Source organism: Flagellimonas rhodophyticola (genome assembly GCF_049332665.1).
GTDB lineage: Bacteria > Bacteroidota > Bacteroidia > Flavobacteriales > Flavobacteriaceae > Flagellimonas.
This window is the reverse complement of sequence record NZ_CP186326.1, coordinates 3,626,557-3,651,487: the sequence shown is the minus strand read 5'-3', so window position 1 is coordinate 3,651,487 and position 24,931 is coordinate 3,626,557. Positions and strand designations below refer to the sequence as shown.

Sequence of the window (24,931 nt, the reverse complement as noted above, 5' to 3'; positions counted from 1 at the left end):
ATAAATGGGAAAACAGGGCTTTTACACCCTGTTTTCTTCGTTAACTTAAACTTAATTAACTATTTAAACTAACCAAACTACTAAATCTTAGTATCCAGGATTTTGATCAAGTACATTACCACTTAAATCGATTGCATTTACTGGTATTGCTAGTAAATCCATAAAGGGTTCGTAAGTATTTACTTTTGTGTCAAAATTTGGAATAGTTCTATCTTCGTTGGCAACATAAGCATTGATTATGGCCGCTGCGCCCCATCTTCTAAGGTCGAATAATCTGTGACCTTCCATACCTAGCTCAAGTCTTCTTTCGAAACGAACAGCTTGTCTCGCGAAATCAACATCAGGAAAGCTTGCATATTCTGCTATATCATAATTTGCCGCGGGTGCGTCGCCAGCTTCATTCATGACCGGGGTCATATTTGCCGCTCTTGCACGAACTTGGTTTACATAATTCAAAGCTGTTGTTATGTCGCCAGAAGATTCAATTGCTGCTTCAGCAGCCATCAAAAGAACATCTGCATAACGCATTACATTATAGTTGATACCTGAATGCTGCTGTCCCCAAGCTCCATTTCCTTGATTGGCACCCAATTCGTCGGATTGATAGATGTTCTTCTTTGGTAAATATGGTCCTGAGATATCAGAGGGCAAAGCTCTGATCCAATCAGCTCCGACCATTAAACCAAAACCATTATAATCGATACCTCTTCTGCCCACTGTATAATCCAATCTTGGATCTAACGGCCCCGTGTGAGGGGTAAAAGCATCTGCAGTTGGAATACCTTGATCATTTGTAACATCCGTCTGGTTGAAAGTATCGAGTAATGGAAGTCCCGTACCATCCGTTTGGTACGCATTAACCAAATCTTGAGTAGGCTGGTAAAAACCACAGCAAGACTCAAATGGACCTCCTCCAGGGAAGTTCAAAGTACCTCCAAGATTACCGTTTAGCGATTGACCACCATCAGTGGCAAATTGAATGGCGAATATAGATTCTCCTGAATTTTCACCTGCAGCGGTAAAGTTATCCAAAAACTCAGCGTTCAAACTATATGGCCCATTGTTGATTACATCTTGCAATTGCGTTAATGCAGCGCTCCATTCAGCTTGGTATAAATGGGCTTTACCCATAAAAGCTTTAGCAGTCCAAGAATTTGGTCTACCTGCTTCAGGTTGAGACGCTGGTAAATTATCAATCGCAAACTGTAAATCCGCTTCAACTTGATCCCATATAGGACCTGGATTAGGCTGGTTGAATTCTGTTGCAGCATAATTTTCCTCGGAGATATAGGCAGGATTACCATATATTTTTTGAAGTTCAAAATTATAATATCCTCTCAAAAACCTAGCTTCTGCCAGCTGTGCAGTAAAATCACCTTCGGTAATAGTGGCAATCAAAGCAATTACAGCATTTGAACGGTTTACTCCTGCATACAAGGATAACCATTTACCCAAAAGATAAGGGTTACTTGTTTGGATGTCATACGTTTCAAGAGAGAACAAATCTCCTTGGTCACCATCAGTACTTCCTTTGTGAGCATCATCAGACATCACATCTAGCCACCAGTTGTCCGGGCTATAGGAAAAACCGCTACCAGTCTGGTTAAGCCTAACTCCATCAAGTGCTGAATAAGCCCCAGTCAATAGCAAACCAACCCCAGTGGCATTGGAAACCGCTTCATCTGTCAACTGACCTACTGCTGGCTGAACGGTAAAATCATCACTGCACGAAATAATAAGTGCTAAAAATGCTAATACGCAAATTAATAGTTTCTTTTTCATTTTTTTAGAATTTAAAATTAGTACCGAAGGTGAAAATCTGGGCCAGCGGGAAAGCTGAAACGTCTACGCCTTGGGTAAGGTTGTCAACAGCTCCATTCCTTGTGATAATAGGAATTTCAGGATCTAGACCACTGTAATCAGTAATCGTGAACAAATTGGAAGCTTGAACATATAGTCTAATATTATCAATTCCTATTTTGTTTAAGACATCTTCAGGAAGTGTATATCCTATTTGAAGGTTTTTTAATCTTAAATAAGATGCGTCTTCTACAAAATATGAGTTTGGATTTGTTTCACCATTGGTCAGTGAAGTACTCAAAGCCGGTAAGATGGCGTTTGTATTGCTTGGAGTCCATGAATCCAATACTCTTGTACTTCTGTTGGCATTTACAAACGTTGGGAAATCCGTAAAGATTTTGTTGTAATTGTATGCGTCTTTTCCAGAAACACCAGAGAAGAATGCTGAAAGATCCCAATTTTTGTATCCCAAAGTCAAATTGATACCATAGCTGAAATCAGGGTGAGGAGAACCAATAAAAGTTCTATCATCATCATCGATCACATTATCACCGTTGATATCACGATATCTGAAACGACCTACACCATCAGCGTTGGAAGCAAAACCTTGGCTTGCTGCACTACCAACTTCAGCTTCGCTGGAGAAAATACCATCCACTTGCAATCCGAAAAATGATGAAATTGGTCTTCCTACTTGTGTTCGAGTAACTGCACCACCTCTAAATCGGGTATCCCCAGTTTGGAATTCTGAACTTAGGTTGGTTACCTCATTCTTATAGGTAGATACATTTACATCAATCCCATAGGAGAATCCAGAATCGGTTTGGTCTTGATACCCTAAAGTAATATCAAATCCTTTGTTTTCAATATTACCAAGATTAACAAACGGAGCATTGGCATCGATAGCTGTTGTACTGATTACTTGTAAATCTTGTGCAATCAAATCATTGGTCTCAATATTAAAATATTCAATACCGAAATTCAATTTGTTGTCCAATATGGTAAATTCAGCACCAATGTTTGTAGATTCGGAGGTCTCCCATCTTAAGTCTGGATTACCAATGGCACCTACAATAGCACCTGTTGTTGGCGTTCCTGATCCGGTAAAGGCATAGTTTGACTGTGCAGGATTAATGGAAGAAACGTTAATGGTTGGATTTGCAGCTGGTACAGCTTGGTTACCCAATTGTCCCCAAGAGGCCTTTAGCTTAACACGATCAAAGAAACCACTTTCAAACCAATCCTCATCACTAAGCAACCATCCTGCACTTACTGCAGGGAATACATCACTTCGGTTATCACCCAAGAAGTTGGACGAAGTATCTCTTCTCAATGTAGCGGTAATGAAATACTTGCTGTCAAACGAGTAATTTAAACTACCGAATACAGAGAAAAGTGAGTTGGTAACGTCACCTACAAAACCAAAGTTTGGTGTACCTGAACCTCTATCTAATAGGTAAAAATCAGGTGATTCGAATAAGAAACCGGTAACGTTGATAGTTTTCTGCTTTATTCTATTCTCTACAGCCTCTAAACCTACAAGAGCATTAATGCTATGCTTGTCATAGGTTTTGTTGAAGTTAACCGTGTTGGTCCAAATCCAATTGTATGAATCAAAATCAAATTCGGTCATTGTATTGGTTCCCCTAGCTTCGGAGTGCTCAGGGTTGGTAGGTAGGAATTGCCTTGAATTTTGCAAATCCAAATCACCTCCAATTGAGGTCTTAAAGGTAACTCCATCAATAAACTCATAAGACGCATAAACATCTCCCAAAATACGAATGGTCTTGTAAAAGTCATCCGAAGCCCTGGTCAAATCCGCCACGGGGTTAGTTGGGTTCGAGAGTCCGAGTGCATTGGAATATGTTCCTGCAAAACTTCCGTCATCTGCTCTGACGGGCAATAATGGACTGTTTCGTTGTGCTAACAATACTGGGTTGTTCCCAAAAGAGGCGTCAGGAATTCTTGCTGTACTACTATTTGCAAAAGAAACGTTTAAGTGTTCTCCCACACGTATTTTATCGCCAATCTTAAATTCTGAATTGGCGCGTAAAAGTCCTCTTTTGAAGAAAGATTCTAATTGTGCGCCCTCTCTATTGAGATAAGCTATGGAAACATTGTACTTGGCATTTTCCGTCCCGTTCTCCATGCTTAAAGATACATTTTGAGTAGGTGCATTTTGGAATACGTCGTCCAACCAACTACCACCACTTCTTGTAGTAACGGGAGTTGGGGCTCCCAAAATTGTAGATGGAACTACTGGGCTGGCACCATCACCGTATTGCGGGTGGGTTGGAGCTAAGCCGTCATTAGCAAAGCTATCAAAAAGCATTTGGCCATGCTGCTGTGCATTAAGCACTTCAGGAAGGTTTGTAGCTCTTGAAAATCCTACATACATATCCAAAGAGACCGATGCCGAATCTTGGTTGTAACCACCATTTTTTGTGGCTATAATAACAACACCGTTTGAGGCACGAGCACCATAAATAGAAGCTGCACCATCTTTAAGTACGTTCATCTGAGCAATGTCCTCTGGGTTTATAGCGTTTAATATGGACGCATCCGTAGTCTGAACACCATCAATAATAAATAGGGGTCCATTGGCGTTGGTAGATCCAAATCCACGAATTCTAATGGTAGGTGCGCTACCTGGAGCACCACCGTTGATTACGGATACACCGGTAACTCTACCTTCTAATGCTTCAGCGGCATTTACTAAAGGAGCTTTCGTAGCCTCGGTCAAGTCAACCGAAGCAACAGAACCTGTTAAGTCACCTCTTGTTTGAGTAGAGTAACCCAATACTACAACTTCATCTAAAAGCCCTGCATCTTCAACCATAGAAATACTGATTGAAGTTTGATCGTTTACTGTAACTTCTTGCGTAGCGAAACCTACGTAGCTAAACACCAATGTGGCATTGGCACCTACAGTAATGGAATAATTTCCATCAAAATCTGTTTGAGTACCATTTGAAGTTCCTTTTTCGATTACGTTGGCACCGGGTAGAGGTGAACCAAGATTATCGTTTACTGTACCCGTGATGGTAACCTGAACTTCTTTTTCCGAATCAACATTGATCGGTATGGAAACTGGTTTCTCGACAATGACTACTTGGCGATCATCGATTTTAAAGCTTAAGTTCGTCTTACTAAATACTTGCTCCAAAATTTGAGAAAGCATAGCATCTTCAAGCTGAAGTGTTACTTTCTGTTTAGGATCAATGATATCATCTTTATAGAAAAAGATAAACTCACTTTTGGCTTGTATTTCTTTAAACAAATCCTCAAGGGTAACATCATTGACGTCAAGGTTTATTTTAGTTTGCGCATAGCTCGAGTTGGCATAACCTGAACTAAGTCCGATGGCAATAAAAAGAAGAAAAATTCTCATAATAGTCCAGAGATAAGACCTCAAGGATATTATTCTCCCTAAAGGTTTAGGGTTAGCAATTTTATTCATAATTTAGTTTTTTTATTAGTTAATGTTGCTGAGAGGCATTTTCAGCAATGTTCGTAGCTTGCCAGAAGGTGTTGGCGCATCTTCTGGTTTTTTTGGTTTAGGTTGTCATTTCATATAGTTAGTAGTTTTAGTTAATCAATATTTGGTTGTCATTTGTGGTGTACTCAAAATCTGATGTTTCCTTGATTATACTAATCACATTTTCAACATTTTCCTTTAAATCAAGGTATCCGGAGAAAGTCTGATTCTCCAATTCTTTATTGTCCACGGATATATCCACATTGTAGTACCGCGAAAGTCTTTTCATGATATGCTTGAGGTTGTCATTTTTAAAGATGAAAACTCCATCCTTCCATGAAAAATATTTTTCTACATCAACACTTTTGGAATATATGGTGTTAGAATTTTTGCCGTAAACAGATTGAGTTCCCGGAGTAATTTTTAACACCTCCTGACTCTTGAAAAAAGAATCGACTTTGTACTTTATTTGAACACTACCGCTTTTAAGCGTAGTGCTAACCGTATTGTCGTCGGAATAGCTACTGATATTAAAAACAGTTCCCAGTACTTCAATTTCATGGTCTTTTGAGAGGACCAAAAAGGGTTGTTTCTTGTTATGGGCTACATCAAAAATACCCTCACCCTCCAAAAAAACTTCTCTTTTATTCTGGTTAAAAGTAACAGGGTAAACCAATTTGGATCCTGAATTCAACCAAACTGTGGTGCCGTCTGATAATTGAACGGTAGACCGCTTTCCGTAAGGTACAATCAATGTGTTGTATACAACTTCATTATTTTTCTTATTGGACTGTTTGAGTTGATCATTTTTGCCAATTGTAACTTTTTCACCACTACTGGAATATGCGATATTGGAACTGTCTCCATCAATATTTATGCTTTTCCCTTCTTCAAATACCAGCGTGACTTTATCTGATTTTGGATCAATCGTGGTTGTAGATGATTCAACAAAGGCTTCTATAGATGGATTTTGAGAGTTGTCGAGGTAAACTCCAAAAGAGAAAAAAGCCACGACTGCTACTGAGGCAATTCCAGCAACGTAGCTTATGGCTTTCTTTTGACGGCGATATTTGAAAATGGATGTTGTTATCCTTTTTTTCAAATGCTCACGTTCTTTAGTGTTCAATTCGTGACTATTTTCTTCGTGTTCCATGGTTGGTTTTTATGCAGTTGATTAACCTAAAACAGTAAACTATTTAAAAGGTGTACGACGTGCACATAATAGTATAAGCGCACATTTTTTGGTTTATAGACAATTTTTTTAAACTTTTTTTATTAAGGCTCTAATTTTGACGTTTCTATTTTGAAGAAAACTCAATTTCGACTGGTCGTTATGGCGTTTTCACCTTTGCGCAATCAATAGGATGATTATTTAAGTAAGAAAGAGGGTAAGGATGGTTTTTCCGAATAATATCGTAGGCAAGATCATGTTTTTTCGAAGTGATTTGATTGCCCGATATATTATTGTTCTTGATGTTCCGACGGAAACATCCATAATTTCGGCAATTTCCTCATAAGGTCTCTCTTCCATAAATCTAAGCTGGAGACCTCTTAATTGCGTTTTGGTTAAAAAATTATTGGCCTTTTGCCAAATACCAACTTTTTTGGAGTCATTTTCCAAAGCAATCAGTCTTTCTTCAGGAGATAATACATGTTGAAGGGCATCCATCTGATTTTCAATGTTTTCCCTTTCTGAAAAATGTACTAAGGAATGTTTGTATTTTCTGTTGATTTTTCTTCGTAATGAAGTTATGAGGTAATACTTGATATTATCAGTTGCGGAAAGTCTTTCTCTGTATTTATACAAATCCAAAAACAAATCATGGATACAATCCATAACGTAATTTTTATCGTTGGATAGTTGGAAACCATAGGAAAAAAGCAGCTTTATATATAGGTCATAGACTTGACCCAAAGCAATGACATTGCCTTTTTTGATTTCGTTCCAGAGAATTAATTCTTCTTTTTTTTGGGTGCTCAAAACAGTTTTTATTACCGTTTAGTGTTAATTAAAGGGTCGCCGAATAATTTTTCTTGAAAAGAGAATAAATCAAGAAATACTTGCGAAAAGATCAAAATAAATGTGACCGTGAAAATCACGTCAGGTAAGATGACTATTTACGAGGTCTAAGGAGAATGGGCTGATAAATACAGTCCGTTAGAGTAAGTGTTCATTTTTCTTAAGTTTGAATTAAAGCTAGAGTTTTGTAGCGCCAAAAAGTTCGAAATTATCAAATTCGAAAATTAGAAATGCTATCGCTAAAATTATGGAAAAAAAAATATACCTGCACTTCCAAATTGTTAAATTTTTAACAGAACTTGACTTACATTCTGTATACAAATAGATGGATAAAAACCAGCATAGAAGGTTTAAGCAAAAAAAAAGGCCTCGATAACTATCGAGGCCTTTTTGTCTAGAAATATAATTTTATTTGGCTTTTTTGTGTCTTATGGTCTTGTTTTTGGATTTGGATTTAGATCCAACTCTTGACATAGCGCAACGGAATCCAATATCATCCGTGGCCATATATTGGGGTTGATACCTACGCTGTGCAGGATCTAACCAAAATGCTCTGTCTCTCCAAGAACCACCTTTATATACTCTAACTTCATCGTTTATAAGTGAGGTACGGTAGTTGGATGTGTCATACTGTCTAATAAGTTTGCCAGTAGAATCACGTTCCACATTGTGCTTCGGAGAATCGTACATTTTTCTATTGTCCGCTTCATCACTAAATCTTTCAAAGAATCTTGATGAACCTGGGTCTCCATCACGATAACCTCGGTTATCACTAGAATCAAAATTGGTTCTTAAATAAGTCTCTTCCTCAGTTACCGCAACCATTTCAATCTCACCAGGTAAGTTCATGGCTATAATTTTTCCATTCGGCAAGGTGTCATAGACTATCTCTTCTTCACGTAAAACTTTTACTTTACCATCATCACCAATGGCTTTTTTCAAAAAGATATTTCCTCTGTAGTAGTTAAAATCACTGATTTCGTCATCAACAATGGGACGGTATACATCGGCCACCCATTCAGATACGTTACCAGCCATATCATAAAGACCAAAATCGTTTGGTTTGTATGACTTTACTTCTGCAGTGATGTCAGCACCATCATCGGACCATCCTGCAATACCACCATAATCACCTTTAGCTTGCTTAAAGTTGGCTAATTGATCTCCACGACCTACACGTTGGCCGTTACGGGTGTAATCACCTTCCCATGGGTATTTTTTTCTTCCTCTATAATTATTGTATTCCCTTGATCCGATCAAAGCCTGCGCTGCATATTCCCACTCAGTTTCGGTAGGTAAACGATATTCTGGCATGATAACTCCACTACTTCTTTTCGCAAAAGTGTTTATTGAATCTCTCTTTTGCTTTCCTTGTAGTGAATCTATTTGTCCTCCATAAACAGATTCTGGATTGTTCAAATATGCTTCGGTGCTAAAAGTCCCGCTCATATCACCGTTTAGAACTTTGTATTTTGCATCCTGGGCTATATACCCTTCTCTTTCCAGCATGGCCTCGTTTACCCTATCGGTTCTCCACTCTGCATACTGCGAAGCCTGAACCCAGTTAACACCCACCACCGGATATTCCGCATAGGCCGGATGTCTTAGGTAATTATTGGTCATAGTCTCATTAAAGCCCAATCGGTTTCTCCATACCAAGGTGTCAGGAAGGGCTCCATTGTAAATGTTTTTATAATTTGGATTTTCAGGGGGATAAACTGATTTAAGATAATCCAAGTACTCTAGGTACATTACATTGGTCACCTCAGTCTCATCCATGTAGAAGGATTGTACATGCTGCTGAGTCGGTGTATTGTTCCAATCATGCATGATATCATCTTGAACCTTACCTTTAGTAAAGGTTCCACCCTCAATAAACACGGTTCCCGGAGGAGTTTCCTGCTCTTTAAAATCAGAATTGTGTTGAAATCCTCCTTCCTTGGCATTTATTTTCCAACCTGTGGCTCGGGAAACGTTCTTTGAAGAACCGGAGGAGGAATTTTTACAACTTGAAAAACTTCCTACCACAACAGCGCAAGAAAGTACAACTTTGATAAAGTGTTTTTTCATAATTTGGGCTTGAGTACTTTATAACTAAGGGTTTTTCCTTAGTAACTTTAACTTGTTTTGATTTTACTTAAAATCCATTGATGGCATTAAAACGATGTTTTGGCCATTATATTTTGTGCCTGCAAAATTAATCTGCGGGCCCAATCTACTTTTTTAAACGATAAGGAAGTCGAAATAGTATGAAACAAGGAAGTTTTAACGGTTTTAATTCCGCTCCGAACTAACGGTAAGTACAGCATTCTCTCCTTTTTCCAAAAATTTGGTTAAAAAAATAGGTGTGTATTATAAGAATTGATGGAAAAGTTCGTTTACATGTAATACGTCATATTTATATGCTATACCATGGACGTAATTTAACTAAACGCTAAACGCTTAAAATGAAAAAGTTACTAATACTGGTAGTGTTGCTTGTTCTTGCCCCAAAGATGAGCGCACAGCAAGAAAGAGTAATTACAACAGCAGTTCCATTTTTGACCATTGCTTCGGATGCTAGGGCATCTGGGATGGGAGATATGGGGGTGGCAACATCTTTTGATGCCTACTCTCAACAATGGAACCCTGCTAAATTTGCCTTTGCAAACCAAAAATCTGGAATTGGGGTCAGCTATACCCCTTACTTAGAAAGTATCGTTAACGATGTTTCTCTGTTGAACGCCAGCTATTACAATAAATTTAATGATCGAAGTGCATTTGCCTTTAGTTTGCGATATTTCGGTTTGGGTGAAATAGAATTGCGCCAAACCTTTGATCAGTTAGACCCGACTTTGGTAAAACCAAATGAGTTTTCTATCGACGGTTCATATTCCTTAAAACTCAGCGAGACCTTTTCCATGGCCGTTGGTGGTAGGTTTATAAGTTCTAACCTAAGATTTCAAGAAGGTTCTCAGGATTCCCAGGCCGCGAATGCTTTTGCGGTGGATATTGCTGGTTTTTTCCGTTCAAGGGAAATTGCCTACAACAGTTTTGATGGTAGATGGAGAGCCGGATTCAATATTTCCAATCTTGGAGGAAAAATTCAGTATGATGCCGGTGGCCAAGAAAACTTTTTGCCAACCAACTTAAAATTTGGAACGGGCTTTGACTTTATTTTTGATCAAGACAATGTCTTGGGACTGCATACCGAATTCAATAAATTATTGGTGCCAACCCCGCGGGATTTTACAGGAGATGGCCAGATTACCGCAGAAGACAATAACGAATATCAGCAAATAGGCTTTTTTAGTGGTGCTTTTGAATCGTTAGGAGATGCTCCTGATGGATTTAGCGAGGAGTTAAAAGAAGTTACTTGGGCTCTAGGAGCCGAATATAAATACATGGATGCCTTTATGCTTCGAACTGGATACTTCAACGAAAGTGAAGAAAAAGGTTCAAGAAAGTTCTTTACTTTGGGAGCTGGATTTCAGTTTAAATCTGCCCAAATAGACCTTTCGTATCTTTTCTCGACATCACAAGTCAGAAATCCATTAGAAAACACACTTCGTTTTTCACTTACCTTTAATTTTGGTGAGGAATATGTCAATGACTAAGTAAAGCGTAATAAGAATTTAAAGAAAACCTGTCAATTGACAGGTTTTCTTATTTTTGGTCAACACCTAACACCCACGATGGAGAAAAAACAAATTAGCTTCGAACTTGCCGTTTACGATAACCCCAACGAACTGTCACAAATCGAACAAAAATTGTTAGAACAAGCTGAAGATGCGCGAGAAAATGCGTACTCCCCATATTCGAACTTTAAAGTCGGCGCCGCGGTGCTTTTGGCAAATGGCGAGATTGTAATTGGGAATAATCAAGAAAATTCATCATACCCATCCGGACTTTGTGCAGAGCGCGTAGCAATTTTTCAAGCTGGTGCCAAATTCCCGGGAGTAGCAATAAATACCATTGCCATTAGTGCCACTTCTCAAAATTATGTGGTTGACAAACCCGCAGGACCATGCGGGAATTGTAGGCAATCCATTATTGAATACGAACAAAAACAAGAATCCCCGATAGCTATTCTTTTGCGAGGTCAAATTGGACCTATTTTCAAATGCGATGCTGTAAGTGATATTCTTCCTTTGGCATTTAGCAGTTCATTTTTGGGTGATTCTTAAACCAAACCTTTTCCCAAAACAGATATATATGTATTTTTGCTTTTCTCCGAAGTTGGGGAATTTCAAATAATACAATCGTTGATGAAAAAAATCACCAAAGAAGTTTACCTGAAATGGTATGAAGACATGTTGTTCTGGAGAAAATTCGAGGACAAACTGGCTGCAGTATATATTCAACAAAAAGTAAGGGGGTTTCTCCACTTATATAATGGACAAGAAGCTGTTTTAGCAGGTTCGTTGCACGCCATGGATTTGACCAAGGATAGAATGATCACTGCTTATCGTAACCACGTTCAACCTATCGGAATGGGTGTAGATCCCAGAAAAGTTATGGCTGAACTTTTTGGAAAAGTTACAGGTACTTCCAAAGGAAATGGAGGTTCAATGCACATTTTCTCTAAAGAGCACCGCTTTTATGGAGGACATGGTATTGTGGGAGGACAAATTCCATTAGGTGCGGGATTGGCCTTTGCTGATAAATACTTTAAAAGAGATTCCGTAACATTATGCTACATGGGTGATGGTGCTGTTCGTCAAGGATCCTTACACGAGGCGTTCAATTTGGCCATGCTTTGGCAATTACCCGTTGTATTTATTTGTGAGAACAATGGTTATGCCATGGGAACATCTGTAGCTCGCACAGCTTATTCCACAGAAATATGGAAATTAGGGTTGGGTTATGAAATGCCATGTACCGATGTTGACGGCATGGACCCCGCTACAGTTGCTAAAGAAGTGGATAAAGCCATTGAGCGTGCACGTACGGGTGGTGGTCCAACTTTCTTGGAAATGAAGACATACCGTTATCGCGGACATTCCATGTCTGATGCGCAGCAGTATCGGACCAAGGAAGAAGTGGAAGAATACAAAAAGATTGATCCAATTACCCAAGTAAAGGATATCATTTTCGAAAAAGGATGGGCAACAGAAGATCAGATCAAGGAAATTGATAAAGGTGTAAAGGATTTAGTGGCCGAATGTGAAAAGTTTGCCGAAGAATCGGATTTCCCACCGATAGAGCAGATGTACGATACGGTATACGAGCAAGAAGACTATCCATTTTTACAACATAAATTATAAGTAGATGGCAGAAGTAATCAACATGCCTAGATTGAGTGATACCATGGAGGAAGGAACCGTGGCAAAATGGCTCAAAAAAGTAGGAGATAAAGTAGAGGAAGGTGATATTTTGGCTGAAATCGAAACGGACAAAGCCACCATGGAATTTGAATCCTTTCATGAAGGAACATTACTTCATATAGGTATAGAAGAAGGCGATGGCGCACCAGTTGATTCACTTTTGGCCATTATTGGTGAAGAAGGAGAGGATATTGCTGCTTTGTTAAATGGAAGTGGTGCAGCACCTGCGGCCGAAGCTCCAGCTGAACCGGAAGGTGCACCTGAGGCTCCAGCGACTCCAGCTGCAGCAAGTGCTGAGATTCCGGCAGGAGTTGAGGTTATTAAAATGCCCAGGTTAAGTGATACCATGGAAGAAGGAACCGTTGCTTCTTGGTTGAAAAAAGTGGGAGATGAAGTAGAAGAGGGTGATATCTTGGCCGAAATTGAGACCGATAAGGCAACAATGGAATTTGAGTCCTTTTACTCAGGAGTCCTTTTGCATATTGGAATACAAGAAGGAGAGTCAGCTCCAGTCGATGATGTATTGGCCGTTATTGGTCCAGCAGGAACCGATGTAGGTGCTGTTTTAAGTGCTCCTACCAGTTCGGTTTCAGAAAGTGCCCCTGTGGCCCAAGCAGTAACCGAGAGCCCTAAAGTTGAAGAGGCTGCTCCAGAAGTGGCAACCTCACAGAATGGGCAGCGTATTTTGGCTTCCCCATTGGCAAAGAAGATAGCCGGGGAAAAAGGCATTAATTTGGCTGATGTAAAAGGTTCAGGAGACCACGGCAGAATCGTTAAGAGAGATGTGGAGAACTTCCAGCCATCGCAAGCACCAGCTTCGGCACCTGCAGTTTCCGCACCTGTTGAAGCTTCGACGCCTGTTGCGGCTGCTCCAATAAACTTACCTGTTGGTGAGGAAGGCATGGAAGAGGTGAAAAACTCAAACATGCGCAAGGCAATAACCAAACACTTAAGTGCTTCCAAGTTTACCGCACCTCATTTCTATCTTACTATTGAGGTGGATATGGATAACGCCAAGGCTTCAAGGGCGCAAATCAACAATTTGCCAGATACCAAGGTGTCATTCAATGATATGGTGTTAAAAGCTTGTGCGATGGCATTGAAGAAACATCCGCAGGTAAACACAACATGGACAGATGATGCAACCATTTTCAAACACCATATACATATGGGTGTAGCAGTTGCGGTTGATGAAGGATTGGTGGTTCCGGTAGTGAAATTTGCTGATCAATTAAGTTTGACTCAACTTGGTGCTTCTGTCAAAGATTTAGCTGGTAGAGCTCGCACCAAGAAGATAAAACCAGACGAAATGGAGGGGAGTACCTTTACCGTTTCTAACTTGGGAATGTTTGGTATCCAGGAATTCACCTCGATTATTAATAAGCCTAATTCAGCAATTTTATCCGTTGGAGCCATTGTCGAAAAACCCGTGGTGAAAAATGGTGAAATTGTTGTTGGTAATACAATGAAGGTAACCTTGGCTTGTGATCACAGAACAGTTGATGGTGCTGTAGGAGCTCAATTTTTACAGACATTAAGAGCTTATTTGGAAAACCCTGTGACTATGTTGGCGTAAGATATCAGTTGGAGCATTCACGCTGAACTTGATAAAGCGCAATTTGAATCACAGAACATATAATTTAGAAGCATCCTTTTAGGATACTTTTTTTATCTTTAAAAAATTCAAAAAACGAATACCATGAAAAAACTATGCTGTGCTTTCGCAATCCTTTTAGCTATAGGCTGCGGGTCTACCCAGATGGTGGAGACACGAACGAATACTATAGACCCTGCAGGACCAGAAGGTGTAAAAGGAAGTGTTGTTGAAGCCACATCCACGGTAAAAGCGACCGGTGTGTCAGAAGCTACTTTTACCGATGCAGAACGGGTGGCAGATATCATGAATTATCTGGCCTCTGATGACCTTAAAGGCCGGGATTCGGGAAGTGAGGGCATCGAGATGGCAGCTAAGTACATCGAAAACTATTTCAAAAGTTATCACGTAAAACCTTATTTCGAATCCTATAGGGATACACTTTCCAACTATAAAAAACCTTCCTATAATATCGTAGGAGTTGTGGAAGGGAATGACCCGGATTTGAAGAACGAATACATTGTGATTGGGGCACATTACGATCATATCGGAACTATTGCTCCAGAAAATGGGGATTATATTGCCAATGGAGCCAATGACAATGCATCAGGGACTACCACTGTAATGGAATTGGCTCGGTATTTTGGAACCAATAAGAACAACAAGCGTAGTCTGATTTTTGCCTTGTTCAGCGCAGAGGAAAAAGGCCTGTTGGGGTCTGAACATCTAGCAAAAAAAATGAAAGAACAAGACCTGAATTTGTATGCAATGCTCAACTTTGAAATGACAGGGGTTCCTCTACAAGGCAAAGATTATTTTGTTTATATCACAGGATATGACAATTCTAATTTAGCGGAAGTAAGCAACGCCTATGCAAAAGAGAATTTGGTTGGATTTTTGCCTACCGCAAAAGAATATAACCTGTTCCAACGCTCCGATAATTATCCATTTCATAAAGAATTCGGGGTGCCGTCACATACCTATTGCACCTTTGACTTTACCAATTTTGGACACTATCATAAGGTAGGAGACGAAAACGATTTGATGGATTTTCCGCATATGGCCGCTTTAGTGAACAAAATGATTCCAGTTTTGGAAGGAATTGCCAATGCATCAACACAAGAAGTTAAAATAACCCAATAAAATCATCTCGAGGGTAGGCTAGAGATTCGCATATGGCAAATATTATTGTAACAGGAACTAGCAGAGGTATTGGTTTTGAACTAGTACAGCTTTTTGCAAAAGAAGGACACCAAGTGCTGGCTTTGTCCAGAAATGAAAAACCGGTTGCAGAACTGAATCTACCCAATGTACAGACCTTGTCATTTGATTTGGCAAATCAGAAAGATTTTGAAAAGGCAACTGATTTTCTTCAACAATGGGAACAGGTAGATGTGTTGGTCAACAATGCCGGAAGCTTGTTGAACAAACCTTTTTTAGAAACATCTCCATCGGAATTCGAGGCCGTTTACAAAGTAAATGTCTTTGGTGTTGCTGAAATGACACGCATGGCAATCCCAAAAATGGGAAAGAAAGGGCATGTGGTTACTATAAGTTCCATGGGCGGGGTGCAAGGAAGCATGAAATTTCCTGGTCTTTCCGCTTATAGCTCCAGTAAAGGAGCAGTGATTACGTTGACGGAACTTTGGGCAGAAGAATTTAAGGAAACCGGACCAAGCTTTAATGTTTTGGCAATTGGTGCCGTACAAACTGAAATGTTGGCTGAAGCCTTTCCTGGATATCAAGCTCCCGTAACTGCCAACCAGATGGCAACTTACATCAAAGATTTTGCCTTAACAGGAAACAAGCTTTACAATGGAAAGTTACTACAAGTGAGCAGTAGTACCCCTTGATTCGGTTGATTATCCAACTTGGACAACTTTATTTTATCGTCTAATTAAAAGTAAGAAGCAGCCAATAGATAAAAGCGCTACATAATGCTGCTATAGGCAAGGTTAACAACCAGGATAAAAGAATATTCCCTACCACTTTAACATTGGCCTTTTTGGTTACAGTTCCGATTCCAAAAATAGAACCTACACTCACATGGGTAGTGGAAACCGGCAATCCATGGACACTGGCTGTGGTGACCAAAATTCCGGTGACAAGGTTGGCCGTAAACCCTTGACCGCTGTTCATTGGGGTAATTTTTTTGCTCATCATTTGTCCTACCTTCTTAGCATTTAGTAGTCCACCAATGGCCATGGCCAATGCAACAACAATCATCCCCCATTTAATATCCAAGGTGTTGATTACGATAAGTAAGCCAACAATTTTGGGAGTGTCGTTAAGCCCGCGGGCAAAACTAACCACCCCAGCACTCAAATAATGGGCGACATCCAATGCTTTCTGCGCATTTATTCCAATAAAGCTCCCCTCATATTTGTCAAGAAATTCTTGTTCTTTGACTATGTGCAACTTTTTTGTTGTTTTAGTCTCCAAGGAATTATAACTGTCCGCAGGTAGGAGCTTTGCAATCGCAACTTTTTCTTCCCCAATATAGGCGCTGGTTTCTTTGGTCACGCCTAATGCAATCCGTATACGCCTGAAAATAACGTACACAATTAAACTTACCACAGCAGCCATTAATGGACTCACAATCAACGGCATTAAAAAGGTATTGCCCAATTTGGCAAAATTAAATGCACTGCCTACTGCTACAACGCCACTCCCAAACAAAGCTCCCACCAAACTGTGTGTTGTAGAGATGGGCATTCCAATTTTTGTTGCGATAAAAACAGTAAGCGCGGCTCCCAAAGCAATGGAAATGGCAAATTCAGGAGTCTGAATCAAAGTGTCGGGCACTAGGCCCTTCCCTGAAAAATTCTTTACCAAGGTACTTGCCAAAAAGATTGCCGCAAGAGAACCGGAAAATGTGGTTATGGTAGCCCAATTTATAGCCTTTTTATAATTGGTTGTGCCACTGCCGAATAAGGTGGCAACACCTTTAAAATTATCATTGGCACCATTGCTGTACGCAAGAAATCCAGCGGCTATAAAAAGAAATATAAATATCATTTTAAAGAAGTTGGTATAGTGTTGTTGGGATAACTAACTTACGAATCAAACCATATAGTCGAGAATTTGATTCAACAATTACAAATCAAAGTTTAGAGTTTTTAAAACTCTTTGGAAAATAATTTCAGATTTTTCCGTGCAAAAGAAATCAACTTATAACTTTGTTTGAGTGAGCGAAACTTTACAAAAATATTTGCCCGAACGTGCGGTTGAACCTTGTTTTGAACTCATCAAGACCCATGCAGTGCATTTAAAGGTGGTAAACCATCGGGTCACTAGACATGGCGATTATAGGAGATTACCCAACGGGTTGCATCAAATAACGGTGAATGCCTCTTTGAATAAATACCGATTCTTAATAACCCTGGTTCATGAAATAGCCCATTTGGTAGCTTTTGAAAAATACGGGCGTAGAATCAAACCGCATGGCTTGGAGTGGAAAAGAACCTTTCAACATTTAATGATTCCATTTATTCGACCAGAGATTTTCCCATCCCAATTATTGCCCATAATTGCCAATCATTTTAAAAACCCAAAAGCAAGTAGTAGTACCGATGCCCGCTTGTCCATTGCGCTCAAGACTTTTGACACCAAAGAGCGAAAAAACAGCTATGTATACGAATTGCCCCAGGGCAGTACCTTTCGATTATATAATGGTAAGCTATTTAAAAAAGGAAAAAAAAGGGTAAAACGATATGAATGTGTAGAATTGACTTCAGGCAGGTTATATTTGTTTCAGCCAAACGCTGAAGTGGAATTGGTCAAGGAAACACGGATTGAACCACCGTTTTAACTTAGAAAATTGATTAAATGAACAAAAACTATTATGCTATACTAATGGCCGGAGGGGTAGGTTCCCGTTTTTGGCCTGTAAGTACTTCATCAAACCCTAAGCAATTCCACGATATGTTGGGTGCGGGAAAGACTTTGATTCAAAAAACATTTGACCGGTTAAATCGATTTATTCCTACCGAAAACATTTTAATTCTTACCAATGAGAGATACAATGATTTGGTTCTGGAGCAATTACCAAAGGTAAAGCAAGAACAGGTGGTGTTGGAGCCGGCAATGCGTAACACCGCTCCATGTATTTTGTATGCTTCGTTGAAAATTCAAAAGATGAACCCAAACGCGGTAATGATTGTGGCTCCAAGCGATCATTGGATAGAGGATGAACAAGCTTTTGAAGACAATGTAAAAGCATGTTTTGATAAATGCGAAAAAGAAGAAGTACTGTGCACTTTGGGTATTCAACCCTCATTTCCCAATACCGGTTTTGGATATATTGAATTTGAAAAAGACAGTGACGAAAACCTAAAAAGGGTGTCACAATTCAGAGAAAAACCTGATTATGAAACTGCCAAAGAGTTTTTGGCTCAAGGAAATTTCCTTTGGAATGCGGGAATTTTTATGTGGGGTGTGAACACTATTGTGAATGCGTTTAAAAATTATCAGCCCGAACAATATAGTTTGTTTGAAGACGGGGTTTCTTGCTATAACACTAGTGAAGAACAGGATTTTATAAAGGAAAACTATCCTAAGGCCGAGAACATCTCCATAGATTATGCTATCTTGGAGAAATCGAAGTCCATTTTTACGTTACCCGCTACCTTCGATTGGAATGATTTGGGAACTTGGGGTGCTTTATACGATAAGTTGGATAAGGATGAGGCAGACAATGCAGTGGTAAACGGTCGGGTATTATTGGAAGGTTCCAAAGGAAATATGATTCGTTCACCAAAAGGTAAAATTGTGGTTGTAGATGGTTTGGACGATTATATAATTGTGGATAAAGAGGAAGTATTGTTGATTTATCCCAAATCCAAACAACAAAATATCAAAGAAGTCCTGAATCAAGTAAAAGAGAAGTTCGGTGACGAGTACGCTTAACATATGAGTGAACATTTATTTACAGGAGGGGAAAACACGCCAAATCAAGACAGTGGTGATGAAGTAAAAAAGGACTTTAAGGGGCTTTTGGGCAGTGTACGGAAGTTTCTTTCCGAATTGTTGGAGATTAGAACCAATACCGATGCTGCGGCCACTAAAGAATCCATTATTGCAGATATCCCATTTAAGGGGCATACCTCTTGGATTTTAATTTGCTCCATATTTATAGCTTCGGTAGGGTTAAATGCGAATTCAACGGCAGTAGTTATCGGTGCGATGTTAATTTCACCATTAATGGGTCCCATTTTAGGAATGGGCCTATCCCTGGCGATAAATGATATTGACACCCTTAGAAGATCTCTCAAAAATTTTACCGTAATGGTGGTTTTGAGCGTAATTACAGCCTTCTTATTTTTCTACCTATTTCCACTGCGTGATGAATCTTCTGAACTTTTGGCAAGAACAAAACCCGATATCCGCGATGTATTGATTGCGTTTTTTGGAGGTTTGGCTCTTGTGATTGCCCGAGCCAAAAAAGGAACCATTGCTAGTGTTATTTTCGGCGTTGCAATTGCCACGGCACTGATGCCTCCTTTATGCACAGTAGGTTTTGGTTTGGCCATTGGAAAACTGGAATATGCCTGGGGGGCAATGTATTTGTTCATTATCAATACCATGTTTATTGGCTTGGCGACCTTTTTGGTCATTAAGTTTCTGCGATTTCCCATGGTGAGATATGCCAATTCGCAGCGAAGACGCTTTATAGCTCGCGTGGCTTCTGTAACTGGGATCGCGGTAATGATTCCTGCTGGAATTACATTTTATCAGGTGTTCCAAGAGTCTTTGTTTAAAAAGCAAGCGCAACAGTTTTTAGGAGAAACGATAGAGGTCTATCAATTTACTACCTCTGGTAGATATGTGGACAATCTCACCAAAATAGACTTCAATGAAGGTGAAACTCCTCTGATAGAATTGGTTTGTATGGGAGATGAGTTAATTCCAGAAAATATTATAAACACATGGCGTGTTCAGAAAAACGAGCACTCAAGATTAAAAGATGCCGAGTTTCGAATTTTACAGGGAGGAAAAGATGATTCAGAGGAAAAGTTCAATTATGTAAGTGAACTTTATGAAAAAAATAAGGCTGAACTTTTAAACAAGGATGAGCAAATTAGATTATTGGAGGAAGAGGTGGCCACCCTGACCAAAAATGCCGGTAGGCAAATACCTTTTAATAATATCAGTGCGGAAGCAAAAGCCAATTATCAAAATATCGAAGGATTGGGTTTTTCATATCAAATTCAGACCGACTTTAAAAAACAGGATACCGTACCTGTGTTTGAGGTGAAATGGAAAAATGAAGTAAAGCCCAATCAGAAAAATGCGGATGCTACGAAGATGTTGAACTGGCTTAAGGTAAGGTTACAAGACAGCACAATAGTGGTGAAAGAAGTAAATTAATTGTTTTTCAGACTTCAGACATTTCTTAATTTCTTTCCTCAATATACATCTGACGGACTTTTTTGAAAAGCTCTGAAGAATAGACAAAATTTGTTACTGCATCATTGTCCGTTTTAAAGATTTCCTTGTTGGTGCCTTCCCACTCCTTATAGCCATCCTTTAAAAAGATAATTTTTTCCCCAATTTCCATCACAGAATTCATATCGTGAGTATTAATGATGGTGGTAATGTTGTATTCTTTGGTGATTTCTTGAATCAGATTATCAATCAAAATGGCTGTTTTTGGGTCTAAACCTGAATTAGGTTCGTCGCAAAATAAGTACTTGGGATTCATGACAATGGCCCTAGCAATGGCGACCCTTTTCTGCATTCCACCAGATATTTCCGAAGGAAACTTTTTATGTGCGTCAATGAGATTTACCCGTTCGAGAACAAAATCAACCCGATCTTTCATTTCGGCCTTGGATTGATTGGTAAACATACCTAATGGAAACATGACATTTCCTTCAACAGTCATGGAATCGAACAGGGCACTTCCTTGGAACACCATGCCCATTTCCTGACGCAAATCACGCCTTTCACTGGTTGAAAGTTCCGAGTAAAAACGACCGTCATAACAAATTTGACCTTCCTCCGGTTCAAAAAGCCCTAATAAACACTTTAAAAAAACAGTCTTTCCGGAACCGCTCTGCCCGATGACCAAATTGGTTTTTCCATCTTCGAAAGAGGTACTGATTCCCTTAAGAACATGCGCGTCACCAAACGATTTATGTATGTTTTCAACTTCAATCATCAGCCTAGCATTAATTGTGTTAGAATATAATTAAGTATGATGATTACCACACTTGTCCAGACAAATGCCGTGGTACTGGCCTTGCCAACTTCAAGGGCGCCGCCCTTCATGTAAAGCCCATGAAAAGATGGTATGGTAGCTATAACAAATGCAAAAACAATAGTTTTAATGAAAGAATAGGTAATGTGGAATGGGATAAAATCCAACTGAAGTCCTTTTATAAACTCCCCGCTGGGAGCATACCCACCAAAAGATCCGGCAATCCATCCGCCCAAAATACCTACATACATGGCGATGGCAACCGCAAAAGGATAGGCAAGCATTGCAATGATTTTGGGGAATACTAAATAATTGACCGAATTTACCCCCATTACCTCCAGGGCATCTATCTGTTCGGTTACCTTCATTGTCCCAATACTCGATGTAATATACGAACCTACTTTTCCAGCCATAATAATGGAAGTAAAAGTTGGTGCGAATTCTAGAATTACAGATTGTCGAGTAGCAAAGCCAATAAGACTTTTTGGAATCAAAGGACTGTTTAAGTTCAATGCGGTTTGAATGGTAACCACCCCGCCGATAAAAAAGGAAATAAATATGATGATACCTAAAGAACCATAGATCAACTCATCGATTTCCTTTAGAATAAGGGATCTCATGATGGGCCATTTGGTTGGTTTTTTAAATACTTCCCAAATCATGATGAAGTATTTCCCAATCGCTTCAAGGTATTTCATGTACTATAAATAGACTTGCAGGCATAAAAATAACAATATTGAAGTGCATTTAACCATCATTTAAATTATTAAAAGGGATAAATGAATAGTTTTGTCGTCGTTAATCAAATAAGATTCATGAAAAACATCAACCTGATCCTTGTTTTATCCTTGATTTTGACCGTAAACCTTACTCTAGGTCAGCGAAGAGGAAAGAAAAATGTAGAACCACAACAACAGTCCAAACAAATAGCTCAATCTCCAAAATTGGTTGTGGGGATTATTGTGGACCAGATGCGTTATGATTATTTGACCCGTTTTTGGGGTCATTATGGAGAAGGCGGATTTAAAAGATTGGTGAATGATGGTTTCAATTGCAAAAATCATCATTTTAACTACGCTCCAACCAAAACTGGACCGGGCCATGCTTCGGTATATACAGGTACTACGCCTGCAACCCATGGTATTATTTCCAACGATTGGTATGATAAGGTTGAGGATAAAGAAGTGTATTGTGCTTCGGATGACAATCAAACATCAGTTGGCACCAACTCGGGTGCTGGAAAAATGTCTCCACATCGTATGTTGACAACTACGATTACCGATGAACTGAGATTGTTTACGCAACAAAAGGGAAAAGTTATCGCGGTAGCTTTAAAAGATAGAGGAGCAATTTTACCTGGCGGGCATACAGCGAATGCTGCCTATTGGTTTGAAGGAGAAGATTCGGGCCGATGGGTTAGTAGCTCTTATTATATGCAAGATTTGCCACAATGGGTAAAGGATTTCAATACATCTGATAGGGTAGAAGCGTATAAAAAACCATGGACAACTCTTAAAGACATGGCATTGTACCAAGAAAGCGGTTCGGATAATAATGCCTATGAAGGTCTATTTGAAGACGAAACCACACCAACATTTCCTCATAACACTCCAAATTTATTGGCCAAGGACAGAGATTTTGAAATACTGAAGTATACTCCCTATGGAAACACTATTACCTTGGATTTTGCCTTGGAGGCATTGCAAAATGAAAGTTTGGGAACGGATGCAATAACCGATTTTTTGGCCATCAGCTTTTCAAGTACAGATTATATTGGGCATAAATTCGGGGTGAATTCCAAAGAAATACAAGATACCTACCTACGATTGGATTTGGATATGGAACGACTATTAAATCAATTGGATCAAAAAGTAGGTGTTGGACAATACACAGTTTTTCTCACTGCCGATCACGGAGCTATAGATGTACCTGCATATTTAAAAGATCAAAAGATACCAGCCGGTTATTTAGATGTTGAAGCAATGCGAAAGAAGTTTTTGGAGTTTGTAAAATATCAGTACGGTACTACTGATATGATAAAACACTTCTCAGCTTCACAGGTCTTTTTGGATCATAAGATTATAGCCAATTTGGATATGGATTTACAGAAGGTTCAGGAGGAAATCGCTCAGGAACTTTTAGATTACGAAGGTGTCAACGAGACCTATACCGCTTATCAATTGTGGCAAAATGAGTACTCCTCTGGTGTTCCTTATTTACTTCAAAATGGCTGGAACCAAAAACGTTCTGGTGATGTACTTTTAGTAAAGCAACCGGGATATGTTGAGTACCGCCCTACTGGCTCTACCCATGGATCACCATTGGCTTATGATACCCATGTGCCTCTTTTGCTTTTCGGTAAGGGTATAAAAAATGGAAGCACGGTGAATAGAACTGAGATTCCAGATATAGCACCGACCATATCCGCATTACTCGGGATTGCATTCCCAAATGGAGCCACTGGTGAACCCATTGCTGAAGTGTTGGACTAATGATATCAGGATCAGGAGGGGTGCTTTTTAGAAGAAAGACTTACAATACTTCTGGGTTTACAATATCTGGAACCTCCGCATTTTCATAAAAACTAATAATATTGATTGAACCCATTCTGGCCATTTCGTTTCTGGCGGTAATTGTTGCGGAGCCGATGTGGGGGAGTACGCAGACATTTTCCATTTTTAGTAATGGATTGTCGGGTTTCATGGGTTCAGGATTGGTAACATCCAAACCAGCTCCCCAAATATTGCCATTTTGCAAAGCCTCAATGAGGTCTTGTTCGTCGTGGACTGCACCCCGTGCTGTATTGATGAATAGAGCTGTGGATTTCATTTTGTCGAAAACCGATTTGTCAAAAATACCTTTGGTGTCAGGGGTCAATGCACAATGAACTGAAATTACATCGCTTTGGGTAATCAATGTTTCGAAGTCTACACGTTGGGCACCCAATGCTTCGTCTGCTTTTTTGTTGGTGTTTCTATTGTGATATATGATGTCCATATCATAGGCTCCTTTGCATCTTTTGGCCATTTCCATACCAATTCGACCAAGGCCTAAAATACCAAGGGTTTTGCCTTTAAGTTCTAGCCCCAAATGCCCTACAGGGTCAAAATATCCCCATTTTCCATCTTTGATTTTCTGATTCATAAAGAACATCTTTCGAGCTGTGGCAATCATTAAACCAAAAGCTGCATCCGCAGTGGCTTCGTTCATTGCATTAGGAGCAAATCCTATTGGAATACCTAGTTCTGTTGCTACTTTAATGTCAATATTGTCATATCCAACTGCAAATTGAGTTATGATATCCAAGTGGGAGCATTTGTTTAAAAAAGCCGCATCAATTTTATCCGTGAGTGTGCAAAACAAGGCATTATAGTTTTGGGCAACTTCTACCATTTGTTCGTGCGGCATTGGATGTTCTTTGTCCCAAGCGGTCACTTCAAAACCTGCCTCTTCCAAAAGCTGTGTTGCCAATTTGGGGAAAACTCTTGTCAAAAAGACCTTTTTCTTACTCATATTTTTGATGGATTTGAAA

At 39.5% G+C, this 24,931-nt stretch carries 19 protein-coding genes; 10 read left to right on the top strand and 9 right to left on the bottom strand.

What is annotated here, in order from left to right; genetic code table 11:
- Positions 1 to 87: 87 nt before the first annotated feature.
- The 5 genes from ACOKFG_RS16475 to gldJ all read right to left on the bottom strand — a co-directional run bounded on the left by ACOKFG_RS16475 (position 88) and on the right by gldJ (position 9,368).
- Positions 88 to 1,782, bottom strand: coding sequence for a RagB/SusD family nutrient uptake outer membrane protein (locus ACOKFG_RS16475; protein ID WP_299175663.1), 1,695 nt, complete (start codon positions 1,780 to 1,782; stop codon positions 88 to 90).
- Between the two features lie 4 nt (positions 1,783 to 1,786).
- Positions 1,787 to 5,191, bottom strand: coding sequence for a TonB-dependent receptor (locus ACOKFG_RS16470; protein WP_422861632.1), 3,405 nt, complete (start codon positions 5,189 to 5,191; stop codon positions 1,787 to 1,789).
- Between the two features lie 196 nt (positions 5,192 to 5,387).
- Positions 5,388 to 6,431, bottom strand: a complete 1,044-nt coding sequence (locus ACOKFG_RS16465; protein WP_298791577.1) for a FecR domain-containing protein — start codon at positions 6,429 to 6,431, stop codon at positions 5,388 to 5,390.
- A 219-nt stretch (positions 6,432 to 6,650) separates the two neighbouring features.
- On the bottom strand, positions 6,651 to 7,259 hold the full coding sequence (locus ACOKFG_RS16460) for a sigma-70 family RNA polymerase sigma factor (RefSeq protein ID WP_298791576.1): 609 nt from the start codon (positions 7,257 to 7,259) through the stop codon (positions 6,651 to 6,653).
- Between the two features lie 447 nt (positions 7,260 to 7,706).
- Positions 7,707 to 9,368, bottom strand: a complete 1,662-nt coding sequence (gldJ, locus tag ACOKFG_RS16455) for a gliding motility lipoprotein GldJ (protein WP_298791574.1) — start codon at positions 9,366 to 9,368, stop codon at positions 7,707 to 7,709.
- A 377-nt stretch (positions 9,369 to 9,745) separates the two neighbouring features.
- On the opposite strand from gldJ, the gene porV reads away from it, so the two are divergent.
- The 6 genes from porV (at position 9,746) to ACOKFG_RS16425 (ending at position 16,051) form a co-directional block, all read left to right on the top strand.
- Positions 9,746 to 10,894: a type IX secretion system outer membrane channel protein PorV gene (gene porV / locus ACOKFG_RS16450; RefSeq protein WP_298791572.1), complete on the top strand. Its 1,149-nt coding sequence runs from the start codon at positions 9,746 to 9,748 to the stop codon at positions 10,892 to 10,894.
- A gap of 78 nt (positions 10,895 to 10,972) precedes the next feature.
- Positions 10,973 to 11,464, top strand: coding sequence for a cytidine deaminase (cdd, locus tag ACOKFG_RS16445; protein WP_298791570.1), 492 nt, complete (start codon positions 10,973 to 10,975; stop codon positions 11,462 to 11,464).
- A gap of 81 nt (positions 11,465 to 11,545) precedes the next feature.
- Positions 11,546 to 12,544: a pyruvate dehydrogenase (acetyl-transferring) E1 component subunit alpha gene (gene pdhA, locus ACOKFG_RS16440; protein ID WP_298791566.1), complete on the top strand. Its 999-nt coding sequence runs from the start codon at positions 11,546 to 11,548 to the stop codon at positions 12,542 to 12,544.
- Between the two features lie 4 nt (positions 12,545 to 12,548).
- Complete coding sequence (locus tag ACOKFG_RS16435) at positions 12,549 to 14,180, top strand: 2-oxo acid dehydrogenase subunit E2 (RefSeq protein ID WP_422861631.1); 1,632 nt, start codon at positions 12,549 to 12,551, stop codon at positions 14,178 to 14,180.
- Between the two features lie 123 nt (positions 14,181 to 14,303).
- Entirely contained in the window at positions 14,304 to 15,341 is a 1,038-nt protein-coding gene (locus tag ACOKFG_RS16430) for a M28 family metallopeptidase (RefSeq protein ID WP_422861630.1), read from the top strand.
- 32 nt (positions 15,342 to 15,373) lie between these two features.
- A complete protein-coding gene (locus ACOKFG_RS16425) occupies positions 15,374 to 16,051 on the top strand; it encodes an SDR family NAD(P)-dependent oxidoreductase (protein ID WP_422861629.1) in 678 nt (225 codons plus the stop codon).
- A gap of 40 nt (positions 16,052 to 16,091) precedes the next feature.
- Here the strand turns inward: ACOKFG_RS16425 and ACOKFG_RS16420 are convergent, their stop codons facing one another.
- The gene (locus ACOKFG_RS16420; RefSeq protein WP_422861628.1) at positions 16,092 to 17,216 is read right to left on the bottom strand and encodes an inorganic phosphate transporter; all 1,125 of its coding nucleotides are present in this window, start codon (positions 17,214 to 17,216) and stop codon (positions 16,092 to 16,094) included.
- Between the two features lie 169 nt (positions 17,217 to 17,385).
- Here ACOKFG_RS16420 and ACOKFG_RS16415 point away from each other — a divergent pair, with 169 nt between their 5' ends.
- From ACOKFG_RS16415 to ACOKFG_RS16405, 3 genes are read left to right on the top strand one after another with little or no spacing between them, the layout of a single operon-like run.
- Positions 17,386 to 18,009 carry a SprT-like domain-containing protein gene (locus ACOKFG_RS16415; protein ID WP_422861627.1) on the top strand — a complete coding sequence of 208 codons (624 nt, stop codon included), beginning with the start codon at positions 17,386 to 17,388 and terminating at the stop codon, positions 18,007 to 18,009.
- Positions 18,010 to 18,026: 17 nt separating this feature from the next.
- Positions 18,027 to 19,106 carry a mannose-1-phosphate guanylyltransferase gene (locus ACOKFG_RS16410; protein WP_422861626.1) on the top strand — a complete coding sequence of 360 codons (1,080 nt, stop codon included), beginning with the start codon at positions 18,027 to 18,029 and terminating at the stop codon, positions 19,104 to 19,106.
- A gap of 3 nt (positions 19,107 to 19,109) precedes the next feature.
- Positions 19,110 to 20,567, top strand: a complete 1,458-nt coding sequence (locus ACOKFG_RS16405) for a DUF389 domain-containing protein (protein WP_298791553.1) — start codon at positions 19,110 to 19,112, stop codon at positions 20,565 to 20,567.
- Positions 20,568 to 20,592: 25 nt separating this feature from the next.
- On the opposite strand, the gene ACOKFG_RS16400 is transcribed toward ACOKFG_RS16405, so the two are convergent.
- Positions 20,593 to 21,360 carry an ABC transporter ATP-binding protein gene (locus tag ACOKFG_RS16400; protein ID WP_422861625.1) on the bottom strand — a complete coding sequence of 256 codons (768 nt, stop codon included), beginning with the start codon at positions 21,358 to 21,360 and terminating at the stop codon, positions 20,593 to 20,595.
- Positions 21,360 to 22,097: an ABC transporter permease gene (locus ACOKFG_RS16395; RefSeq protein WP_298791548.1), complete on the bottom strand. Its 738-nt coding sequence runs from the start codon at positions 22,095 to 22,097 to the stop codon at positions 21,360 to 21,362. Before ACOKFG_RS16395 ends, ACOKFG_RS16400 begins: the two co-directional genes overlap by 1 nt.
- Before the next feature lie 117 nt (positions 22,098 to 22,214).
- Here ACOKFG_RS16395 and pafA point away from each other — a divergent pair, with 117 nt between their 5' ends.
- Positions 22,215 to 23,891, top strand: a complete 1,677-nt coding sequence (pafA, locus tag ACOKFG_RS16390; protein ID WP_422861624.1) for an alkaline phosphatase PafA — start codon at positions 22,215 to 22,217, stop codon at positions 23,889 to 23,891.
- Positions 23,892 to 23,931: 40 nt separating this feature from the next.
- On the opposite strand, the gene ACOKFG_RS16385 is transcribed toward pafA, so the two are convergent.
- Positions 23,932 to 24,912: a 2-hydroxyacid dehydrogenase gene (locus ACOKFG_RS16385; RefSeq protein ID WP_422861623.1), complete on the bottom strand. Its 981-nt coding sequence runs from the start codon at positions 24,910 to 24,912 to the stop codon at positions 23,932 to 23,934.
- Positions 24,913 to 24,931 lie beyond the last annotated feature (19 nt).

Coding starts and splice junctions, on each gene's coding strand:
- ACOKFG_RS16470 (WP_422861632.1), bottom strand. CDS start 5,191: ATGAGAATTTTTCTTCTTTTTATTGCCATCGGACTTAGTTCAGGTTAT.
- pdhA (WP_298791566.1), top strand. CDS start 11,546: ATGAAAAAAATCACCAAAGAAGTTTACCTGAAATGGTATGAAGACATG.
- pafA (WP_422861624.1), top strand. CDS start 22,215: ATGAAAAACATCAACCTGATCCTTGTTTTATCCTTGATTTTGACCGTA.
- ACOKFG_RS16435 (WP_422861631.1), top strand. CDS start 12,549: ATGGCAGAAGTAATCAACATGCCTAGATTGAGTGATACCATGGAGGAA.
- ACOKFG_RS16420 (WP_422861628.1), bottom strand. CDS start 17,216: ATGATATTTATATTTCTTTTTATAGCCGCTGGATTTCTTGCGTACAGC.
- ACOKFG_RS16385 (WP_422861623.1), bottom strand. CDS start 24,912: ATGAGTAAGAAAAAGGTCTTTTTGACAAGAGTTTTCCCCAAATTGGCA.
- porV (WP_298791572.1), top strand. CDS start 9,746: ATGAAAAAGTTACTAATACTGGTAGTGTTGCTTGTTCTTGCCCCAAAG.
- ACOKFG_RS16465 (WP_298791577.1), bottom strand. CDS start 6,431: ATGGAACACGAAGAAAATAGTCACGAATTGAACACTAAAGAACGTGAG.
- ACOKFG_RS16430 (WP_422861630.1), top strand. CDS start 14,304: ATGAAAAAACTATGCTGTGCTTTCGCAATCCTTTTAGCTATAGGCTGC.
- ACOKFG_RS16400 (WP_422861625.1), bottom strand. CDS start 21,360: ATGATTGAAGTTGAAAACATACATAAATCGTTTGGTGACGCGCATGTT.
- ACOKFG_RS16410 (WP_422861626.1), top strand. CDS start 18,027: ATGAACAAAAACTATTATGCTATACTAATGGCCGGAGGGGTAGGTTCC.
- ACOKFG_RS16405 (WP_298791553.1), top strand. CDS start 19,110: ATGAGTGAACATTTATTTACAGGAGGGGAAAACACGCCAAATCAAGAC.
- ACOKFG_RS16395 (WP_298791548.1), bottom strand. CDS start 22,097: ATGAAATACCTTGAAGCGATTGGGAAATACTTCATCATGATTTGGGAA.
- gldJ (WP_298791574.1), bottom strand. CDS start 9,368: ATGAAAAAACACTTTATCAAAGTTGTACTTTCTTGCGCTGTTGTGGTA.
- ACOKFG_RS16475 (WP_299175663.1), bottom strand. CDS start 1,782: ATGAAAAAGAAACTATTAATTTGCGTATTAGCATTTTTAGCACTTATT.
- ACOKFG_RS16425 (WP_422861629.1), top strand. CDS start 15,374: ATGGCAAATATTATTGTAACAGGAACTAGCAGAGGTATTGGTTTTGAA.
- cdd (WP_298791570.1), top strand. CDS start 10,973: ATGGAGAAAAAACAAATTAGCTTCGAACTTGCCGTTTACGATAACCCC.